Consider the following 7,984-nt stretch of genomic DNA (forward strand, 5'->3'; position numbering starts at 1 on the left):
GGAGGCCACATGAACACACCTGACCTGCACAGACAGGGGATTTTCGTATTAGCAGTCGGGAGCATCCGGTAGGAGCGGGCGGCCATTCCTTCCGAGCCGCAAACGGCAGAACACCATCACCCACACCCGGTCCTCCCGGACCGCCTCACATTCTTAGGGAAGCACCATGACATTGGAGATCTCTCCCGAGATCCTTGAGAAGACCGAAGCCGATGAGATGTACGAGTACGAGGCGGGGGTCGCGGAACCCCACCGTTCGGCCTGGGGGCTGGACTCGGCGAGGCTGGGTGGCGGAGTCGTGCTGGCCATGCGCGATGACCCCGCGGGCTACTGGAACAAGGCCCTCGGGTTCGGTTTCGGCGAGCCCGTGACGCTCGGTCTCGTGGAACAAGTCATCGCGTTCTACCGGGACCGTGACGTCCCGCGGGCCACGATCCAGTTGGCACCGTCGGTGATCCCCGACGACTGGTCGGCCATCTGCGAGAAGCTCGGCATCGACGGAGGCCACTCCATCCGCAAGCTCGCCGTCGACGTCGAGTCGGCCCTGGTCGCCGTCGCGGGTGCGCGGCTGGACGAAGGGCTGACGGTGGGACCGGTGGAGCCCGCTGAGGCCGCCGCATGGGCCGCCGTGCTGCCGCCGGCGATGGGCATCGCCGCGCAGGGCACGCAGGAGATGGCGGCCGCCTCGGTCGGCCGAGCTGGCTGGTACACCTTCGCCGTCCGTGAGTCCGGCGCGGTAGTCGCGATGGGGACCCTACGCGTCGCCGGGGAGGTGGGGAGCTTCTTCGCGGGATGCACCCTGCCCGAGGCTCGTGGACGGGGCGCCCAGTCCGCGCTGATCGCGACCAGGGTGCGCGCCGCCAGGGACGCGGGCTGCCGGACGCTCATCGCGGAGACGTTCGACGAGCCTCTGGGCACGTACAACTCCTCGTACCACAACCTGTGCCGGGCCGGATTCTCCCAGCGGTACTCCCGCCGCAACTGGAACTGGAACAACCACTAGCCCGCGGGACTGCTTTCGGCCGTACGAAATTTCTTCAGATCTCAGGTCAAGACGACAGGAAAATCGTGACCAGCTTCGCAATTTCCCGAAAGATCCGTATGAGCGATGCCGACATCTACGGCAACGTTCACAATCTTTCGATCATTCGTTACGCCGAAGATTTGGCTATCGAGTTCGCCACCGCCCAACGCGATGTGACCGGAGTGCAAACCTTCTGGGGTACTGCGCACGTGCAGGCTGCTTTCTCACTGCCTCTGCCGTGGACGCTCAGTGAGGTGGAGACTCGACTGGTCGTTGAAAAATTGGGCCGCGCGAGCATATCTGTGCGAACCGACGTGATTTCCGGTAATGGCGAACACGCCATTGTACGTGCTCGCTATATCCGATTTGACTCTACCGGTTCACGTGCCGCAATGATCCCGCAGGAGCGGGAATGGTATCGGAGCTATCTGGATAATGTCGCGGTTCTCGCCGCGCTATGAGTGGTCATCAAGATCTGACGGCGGCAGCAAAAAACGTCATCGAGAACTACCTCGACGCTCCAGAACTGTCTCCGGAGATGATCGCCCGAATCCTGAAGGTGTCCCTTCGCGCCCTCCACCGTCACTTCGCGAAAACCGGAGAACCCGTCATGGCGTTCGCTCGTCGTCGCCGCATGCCGGAAGCTCATGATGACCTTGTGCGCTCAAAGAGTGCGACGGCAGTCTCAGAAGTTGCCGCACGTTGGCGCTTCTCCGACGCGAGTCATTTCATCAGGAGCTTCAAGTCCCACTACGGAATGACTCCGGCTGCCTATCTGAGGAACAACGGGCGCTACTGAGGCTCTTTCCTGCCGGAGATCTCGTTCGCCGCCGCACCCCGTCCTATCTCGCTGAACAGCAGGTAGGACAGAGTGCGGCGGCATTCGCGCATCAAATGTCCGCGACGGGTCCGTCAGCCAGCGACCGGCCACGCCGGCCGATCCGCGGTGCCGACGGGGGAAGCGTCACCCCTTCGTAGCCGTACTGCTGATTGCTTGTTCCGCCGTGGTATGCGGGGCGAAGAGCTTCGCGGCGATCAACGAGTGGGCGGCTGACGCATTGCAGGACGCCCTGGCCCAGCTCGGCGCTCGTACCGCGACCGCACTTGCCGTACCTGTCCCGCTCAGCGGCGCGACCATCCGCCGGGTCATCAACGACACCTGACCCGACGTCGGCGATTGGGCTCTGTCACAGATCTTGGGGAGCGGTCGCGGAGGGTCACACCGTTGTACCGTCTCAGTCGGCCTGGTCCGAATCTCAGATGATCTGGTCTGGTTCGCTCGTTGCCTCAGGTGATCTGGTTCAAAGCGTGGAAAAAGGTCACCGGGGGAGTCGAGGGGCCGTCGGCGTCCGACCTTCCGCCGGGCGTGAACACCTGAAGAAGGCGCCTGGGCCGGTCGAAGCTATGATCCGCATCTTCGAGCGATTGGGGACCTGGTGGGGATATTTCGGCGCGGAGAGCGTCGTGATGGGGTGGACCTGCCGCGCGACGGGGAGTTCGCGTTCCTGTCCGAGGCGGAGGCTGCCCGGTTGCGTACCTTCGTCCGCGAGGCATTCGCGGAGCGCGGCATCGAGGTAACGGTCGAACCGGGTCGCGTGACCACGGACTCGGGTTGGCGCTTCGGCCTCTCCAATCTTGCGGCCGTGTGCCACAACGACAGCCGCGGCCCCCGGTGCTGGCGGGCGCTCGTAGACGAACATGTCGACCGGGTAATCCGATCGATGGATGGACCTCAGGTTCTCAAGGCCCCGCCGCACGAACAGCTCCTGGCCCAGCTCTACCCCCGCTTCATTCCCAGCGATCCCGCGCTCCTGAAGGCTTTCGGGTACGGTCCCCAATCGGTCCCGGGGCTGTTGGAGGTGCTGGCGCTCGACCTCCCGGAAACCGTCGACATGCTGACCGCAGACTCCCTCTCCAACCTGGGTGACATCACGGCGCTTCGGGACCGTGCGTTCCAGAACCTACGAGCCGTCCGCGTTGACAAGCACAAGGTGGTCAGAGACAAGGACGGCTCCCACTTCGACGTGCTGATGGGCGGCTCGTACTTCATCGCGAGCCTCGCCCTGGTCCTGGACGAGGTCGTACTCCGCTATGCCAAGGACGCACCGGCGCCGAACGGAATTCTGGTCGCGCTGCCGCACCGGCACCAACTTGCCTTCCATGTCGTCCGCGACAGGAACGTGGCCTCCTCGCTGCACGCCATGGCCCGGTTCGCCGCCATGGGCTTCGAGCAGTCACCGGGCGCGCTGAGCCCCTCGGTGTTCTGGTGGCACGAGGGCAGCTTTACCCAGGTCGCCACCCAGGACGACGTCGGCCTGCACATCAAACTCACCCAGGAGGCCATGGACCTGGCAGCGCGTTTCGCGGGCGGGTAGCCAGACCTGGCTCGACATGCAGTCTTGCAGCCACTTCGAACGCCGCCGGCGGACCACAACGATTGAGACGACGGACACCATCTGCGGGCGGCGGACCAGATCACATGAGATTCGAGGGAGCTCATCGTCTCAAGCGATCTGGTCCTCGCAGGTCCCAGCCCTGACTCCGAACCAGATCAATCGAGACGGGACAACCGTGTTCGATTGCGAGGAGGCTGACCTCGCGTAAGACGACGCAGAAACTCAAGGTTCTGCCACATCACCACGTCTCCCTGCGCATGACAGGTGCGACACGGCACGATCGTCCCATGGACGTTCAAGGCATCGGCGCGATAGCCGCGGCGCTGGTAGCTGCGATTGCAGTACCGGCGGCTCTACTTGCTGGACGCTGGCAGTTGCGGGCTGCGGAAGAAACAGGTCGTGTAGGAATCGCCCAGGCCGAGGCGACCTATCGGGCTGCGCTCGATGCGGTGAGCGCTGAGGCATCAGTGGCCCACCTTCAATGAGCAGTGTGCATCGTGAAGTTGCAGGTCACGGGCCTGGTGTGCGTGGGATTCTCGATTCTCGTGCCGGTCGCGGGTGGATGACTTCGGTGAAGATCGTCGGTCAGCGGGAGACTTCGCGGTTCGTCAGGACCAGCAGGGATCTGACCAGGGCGGTCGCCCACTTCGGGTCGGTGCGGACCTTGCCGAGGACCCGCCAGCTCGTGAGATGGGCGAAGCCGTGCTCGACCGGCGCACGGACGGCGGCGAGCGCCTTGTTGGACAGTTTCTGTCCTCGGGTCAGGGGCCGGTTGCGGGCGGCCTTGTAGCCGGTGATCACCGTCGGGTCGGCGTCCGGGGCGCTGTCGTCGAGGCCGACGAATCCCAGGTCGGCGATGGCGCCGAGGCCAGCTGCCCGCAGTTTCGCGGTGAGCTGGTCGTGGCGGCAGGCGGTGATCTCCGAGGATCGTCCGGGGCGGGCTGCGGAGACCCACAGCAGGCGGCCCCGGTCGTCAGTGAGTGCGATCACCAGCAGGCCATGGCATTTGTGCTTGCCGGAGTAGTTCTTCCGGTTCGCCGCCGGGTCCGTATCAGGGTGCCGTCGAGCAGGACCACTCCGCCACCCGTTCGGGCGATCTTTTTGAGTGCGCGGTCCAGGCGCGGGGCGCGGGCGGCGAGCAGGCCGACGGCTTCCCGCACCCACCGGGTGAGGGTGGTGCGGTGCACTCCGTTGCCGCCGGCGAGGTCGCCGGGGCGCTGGTCACAGCGCAGCACCGCCAGCACGATGCCGGCGATCTTCCCTGAGGGCAGGGCCCGCCACCGCGAACCGATCTTCTTCAAGTGGCCGCGTATCAGGGTGGCGAGGTAGTTCAGGGTGGCGCTCGACAGCGGCAGGCGGGCGGTGTGGACAAGGCCGTCAGGGCCCTCGACGGGGCTGGGGTTGTTCTTCACAAAACACGTCAACTGCCGTCGGGGGCCCGCTGGTTACGCCCCGATGCCCTGTCCCGGTGTGGCTACCGGCGTGCGGTGAACCGTCCGTCGGGCCGTTTGTGCAGCCAGCCACGATCGGCGAGCTTGGTCATCTTCGCCCGCAGCGGTTCCAGCTTCCCGCGCACCGCCACCTCAAGTCCCAGCTCCTCGCCCACCGTCCTGACCTGCACCGGGCCGTCCGCGGCCCGTACGATCGCCAGGATTTTGCGGTAATCGCCGGGCAGCGCGGCCTCGTCAAGGCCCTCGCCGCGGTGCGGGATCAGCAGGACCGCACTTCCCGCCACCCGGGCGGGCACCGTTGAGACGGCCACGGCTGTCTCCGCTTCGGCCCGGTCCTGCTCGGCCAGCCGGTTCAGGACCCGTTCGGCGACCAACAGTTCCTCCCGCTCGGCGCGGACCTCCTGCAACTGCTTGGCCAACTCCTCGGCGAGCGCGTCCAGTTCGCTCCGGCGACGAATGATCCGCTCCAGGTCTCCCATGCCCCGCACCCTCCCGCGATCTCATCGCGTACCGCCCCGGTCACGGATCGTAGGAGCGGTCCCGAGACGAGCGCAGCGGAACCCGAGAACCGCCTCAGCCGACAGGGGCAGACGATCTTCACCATGGACACCCGCCGCCGACCAGCACGAGCACGGCAACTCGCCCGCACACCAGCCCACCTCAACTGCACGTTTCACGATGCACGGGTCTCACTGCATCCCGCGGAGCCTTCCGCGCCCGCGACAGTCGACGAACGACCGCCCGTTCGTCTTCGTCATGCCCCGGTCGTGCCCGTGAAACCATCGTCCAGCACCCGCCCCGAGCACCGTCAACTACCCCGCCACCAGGACATATACCCAGCGAAAGAGGAATCCAGCACTAGGCGCGGCCCGGGAAGGACAGGGCTGTCACCAGGCCCGGAACAGGCCAGAGTACTTTTCCGGATTCCTGTCACATCTGCGTGCGCCGTTCCGTCAGTGCTGTGAGGACGCCAACCAGGCGGACGCGAAGGAGAGCAGCTATGACGAACACTTCCATCTCCCGGATGCCCAACCCGGCCGAGTTCGTGCCCGAGCTGAACGACATCAGCGCCGCCCTCTTCCGGGCCACGGGCAACCACTCGGTGCCGCGCACCACGATGAACCTCGTCCACCTGCGTGCCGGGCAGATCGTCGGCAACACTTACCTGACGATCCTGAACACCGGCTTCCTGCGCAAGGCCGGGGAGTCCGAGGAGCGCATCACCGCCGTCTCCTCCTGGCAGGACGCCCCTTATTTTACCGACGCCGAGCGCGCCGCTCTAGCCTTGGTGGAGGCCACCCTCCAGCCCGCCCCGCATGGCAAGGAGCGCGTCTCCGACGAGCTGTATGCCGAGGTGGCGAAGCACTACGACGAGAAGGCGCTGGCCACTCTGACCATCGCGATCGGCCAGATCAACTTCTTCGTCGCTCTGGCCGTCATCGGCAAGCCGCAGCCGGTCAGCTCCCTCGCGGACGAGCAGTGGGACTGACCTGTCGGTCAGCGGGGTCGCCCGATCCGGCGGCGCAGGGCCACACGCATTCGTCTAGGCCCATTCGACGCCGGGTTCGGCGAGGGCGGTGTGTTGTTCTGCGGTGAGTTTGTCTCGCCTGGCACGCGGGTTGGAGATCCATACGCCCAGTTTCACGGTCACGGGTTCGGTCTCGCTGTCGGCGGCGATCTGTTCGCTGTGTCCGCTGGGTACGGGCCGGTGGGCGCCTTCCCGTTCCACCCGCTGTGTGAGGGCCGTCAGGCCTCGCTGGAAGGCCTGTTCCGCCTTGTTCGGGCCGTTCCGTATGCTTCGCCGCCAGGGCGGGAGACGGCGCCTGAAGCGGCTGTGTCCCGCACCCCCTCGGCAACCTCCCGGTTCAGCCGCTCCTCCCGGATCCGCGGCGTGGCCGTCTGTACATGGCCGGGAATGCGGGCGCGGCCGATCTCATCTCCGGCGGCCGGCTGCAGCTGGGCATCAGCCGGGGTTCACCGGGACGGGTGATCGACGGCTGGCGTTGCTTCGGCTGTGCCCCCGGGGAGGGGGAGAGCGGCGCGGACATGGCCCGCCGGCATGCCGAGGGTTTCCTCGGGGTGAATCGGGGGTGCGGGTTTCGCGCAGGCGAATCCCCGGCCGGTGTTTCCCAACCTGCCGGGGCTGCTGCGTGTCGGGCCGTGTTCCGGGGGGCTGCGCGGGTGGATCTGGTGGGGCTCCAGTTCGGATGCGACCGCTGTCTGGGCGGCGAGGCTGGGGATGAATCTGCAGAGTTCGACTGTGAAGGACGACGGGACGGGCGGGCTGCTGCATGTCCGGCAGCGCAGGCAGATCGAGGTGTACGGCGAGGCGTACGGGGAGGCGGGGCACGCGCGCGGGCCGCGGGTGTCGGTCGGCCGTAGCATCTTCGCCCTGACCGGTGATGTGGACCGGGCCTGTTTCGGCCGCGGCCGCAATGCGTGTGACCGGGTCGGCATGATCGACGGCACGGCCAGGGCGGTCTTCGGGCGTTCGTACGCCGCCGAGCCGGACGTGCTGGTGAAGCAGCTCCGGGAGGACGAGGCCGTGCAGGCCGCGGACACTCTCCTGCTGACCGTCCCCAACCAGCTCGGGGTCGATGACAACGTGCATGTGCTGGAGAGCATCCTGGCCCATGTGGCGCCGGGGCTCGGCTGGCGCTGAGCGGTCTGTGTTCGGGGCGGTTCGGGAGTGTGGGGGTCGGGCCGCCCGGGATGCGCCCCGCTCGGTGAGGGGTGCGGGCTGCGGTGGGCGGGGGCTGTTGTGGTGGTGGGCCGGGGGCGGGGTGGCTGGCGGATGCCGGGGTCGTCGTGGTGTGGCGGCCGGTGCTCCCGGGTGCGGTGGCTGCGGGTGGGGTGGGTGTCCCGGGTGCGGCCGGTGCTCCCGGGTGGGGTGGGTGTCCGGGGTGGGGTGGTGGGTGTGGGGTGGTGGTGTCGTGGGGGTGTGTGGACGGCGGGGCTGGTGGTGGAGAAGGTGGCGGGGGTGTGGGCGATGGCGGTTCTGTCGCGGTGGTGGATCCGCGCGTCCGCCCCGGCGGCAAGGGGTGTACGGCCGGACGGCCGGGCCGCCGGTGGTGGCGGGGGAGTTGTGTGTCGTTGTGGTGTGGTGGTCGGGT

The 7,984-nt window shown here is 67.0% G+C and carries 9 protein-coding genes and 2 pseudogenes; 8 read left to right on the forward strand and 3 right to left on the reverse strand.

Annotated features, from left to right (window positions below):
• Positions 1–166: 166 nt before the first annotated feature.
• The 6 genes from OC490_RS48715 (at position 167) to OC490_RS48740 (ending at position 3,905) form a co-directional block, all read left to right on the forward strand.
• Positions 167–1,003 carry a GNAT family N-acetyltransferase gene (locus OC490_RS48715; protein ID WP_262064499.1) on the forward strand — a complete coding sequence of 279 codons (837 nt, stop codon included), beginning with the start codon at positions 167–169 and terminating at the stop codon, positions 1,001–1,003.
• 65 nt (positions 1,004–1,068) lie between these two features.
• On the forward strand, positions 1,069–1,485 hold the full coding sequence (locus OC490_RS48720; RefSeq protein ID WP_262064500.1) for a thioesterase family protein: 417 nt from the start codon (positions 1,069–1,071) through the stop codon (positions 1,483–1,485).
• Entirely contained in the window at positions 1,482–1,823 is a 342-nt protein-coding gene (locus OC490_RS48725; protein ID WP_262064501.1) for a helix-turn-helix transcriptional regulator, read from the forward strand. The genes OC490_RS48720 and OC490_RS48725 overlap by 4 nt, the downstream gene beginning before the upstream one ends.
• Before the next feature lie 82 nt (positions 1,824–1,905).
• The gene (locus OC490_RS48730; protein WP_262064507.1) at positions 1,906–2,187 is read left to right on the forward strand and encodes a transposase family protein; all 282 of its coding nucleotides are present in this window, start codon (positions 1,906–1,908) and stop codon (positions 2,185–2,187) included.
• 558 nt (positions 2,188–2,745) lie between these two features.
• Positions 2,746–3,399 (forward strand): hypothetical protein, encoded by a 654-nt coding sequence (locus OC490_RS48735; protein ID WP_262064502.1) that lies wholly within the window; start codon positions 2,746–2,748, stop codon positions 3,397–3,399.
• Between the two features lie 308 nt (positions 3,400–3,707).
• A complete protein-coding gene (locus OC490_RS48740) occupies positions 3,708–3,905 on the forward strand; it encodes a hypothetical protein (RefSeq protein ID WP_262064503.1) in 198 nt (65 codons plus the stop codon).
• A 100-nt stretch (positions 3,906–4,005) separates the two neighbouring features.
• Here the strand turns inward: OC490_RS48740 and OC490_RS49475 are convergent.
• Together OC490_RS49475 and OC490_RS48755 are read right to left on the reverse strand one after the other, a co-directional pair.
• A pseudogene (locus OC490_RS49475) lies at positions 4,006–4,832 on the reverse strand (transposase family protein).
• A 62-nt stretch (positions 4,833–4,894) separates the two neighbouring features.
• A complete protein-coding gene (locus tag OC490_RS48755) occupies positions 4,895–5,350 on the reverse strand; it encodes a hypothetical protein (RefSeq protein WP_262064504.1) in 456 nt (151 codons plus the stop codon).
• A gap of 521 nt (positions 5,351–5,871) precedes the next feature.
• On the opposite strand from OC490_RS48755, the gene OC490_RS48760 reads away from it, so the two are divergent.
• Positions 5,872–6,360, forward strand: a complete 489-nt coding sequence (locus OC490_RS48760) for a carboxymuconolactone decarboxylase family protein (protein ID WP_262064505.1) — start codon at positions 5,872–5,874, stop codon at positions 6,358–6,360.
• Between the two features lie 54 nt (positions 6,361–6,414).
• Here the strand turns inward: OC490_RS48760 and OC490_RS49725 are convergent, their stop codons facing one another.
• Positions 6,415–6,600 carry a hypothetical protein gene (locus OC490_RS49725; protein WP_410099280.1) on the reverse strand — a complete coding sequence of 62 codons (186 nt, stop codon included), beginning with the start codon at positions 6,598–6,600 and terminating at the stop codon, positions 6,415–6,417.
• Positions 6,601–6,770: 170 nt separating this feature from the next.
• Here OC490_RS49725 and OC490_RS49480 point away from each other — a divergent pair.
• Positions 6,771–7,533: pseudogene (locus OC490_RS49480) on the forward strand (LLM class flavin-dependent oxidoreductase); the annotation flags it as partial.
• Between the last annotated feature and the right edge of the window lie 451 nt (positions 7,534–7,984).

Source organism: Streptomyces sp. STR69 (assembly GCF_024519455.1).
GTDB lineage: Bacteria > Actinomycetota > Actinomycetes > Streptomycetales > Streptomycetaceae > Streptomyces.

Bases quoted from the DNA above. Each gene is read 5' to 3' on its own strand.
- OC490_RS48715 (WP_262064499.1), top strand. From the start codon at position 167: ATGACATTGGAGATCTCTCCCGAGATCCTTGAGAAGACCGAAGCCGAT.
- OC490_RS48725 (WP_262064501.1), top strand. From the start codon at position 1,482: ATGAGTGGTCATCAAGATCTGACGGCGGCAGCAAAAAACGTCATCGAG.
- OC490_RS48735 (WP_262064502.1), top strand. From the start codon at position 2,746: ATGGATGGACCTCAGGTTCTCAAGGCCCCGCCGCACGAACAGCTCCTG.
- OC490_RS48740 (WP_262064503.1), top strand. From the start codon at position 3,708: ATGGACGTTCAAGGCATCGGCGCGATAGCCGCGGCGCTGGTAGCTGCG.
- OC490_RS48755 (WP_262064504.1), bottom strand. From the start codon at position 5,350: ATGGGAGACCTGGAGCGGATCATTCGTCGCCGGAGCGAACTGGACGCG.
- OC490_RS48760 (WP_262064505.1), top strand. From the start codon at position 5,872: ATGACGAACACTTCCATCTCCCGGATGCCCAACCCGGCCGAGTTCGTG.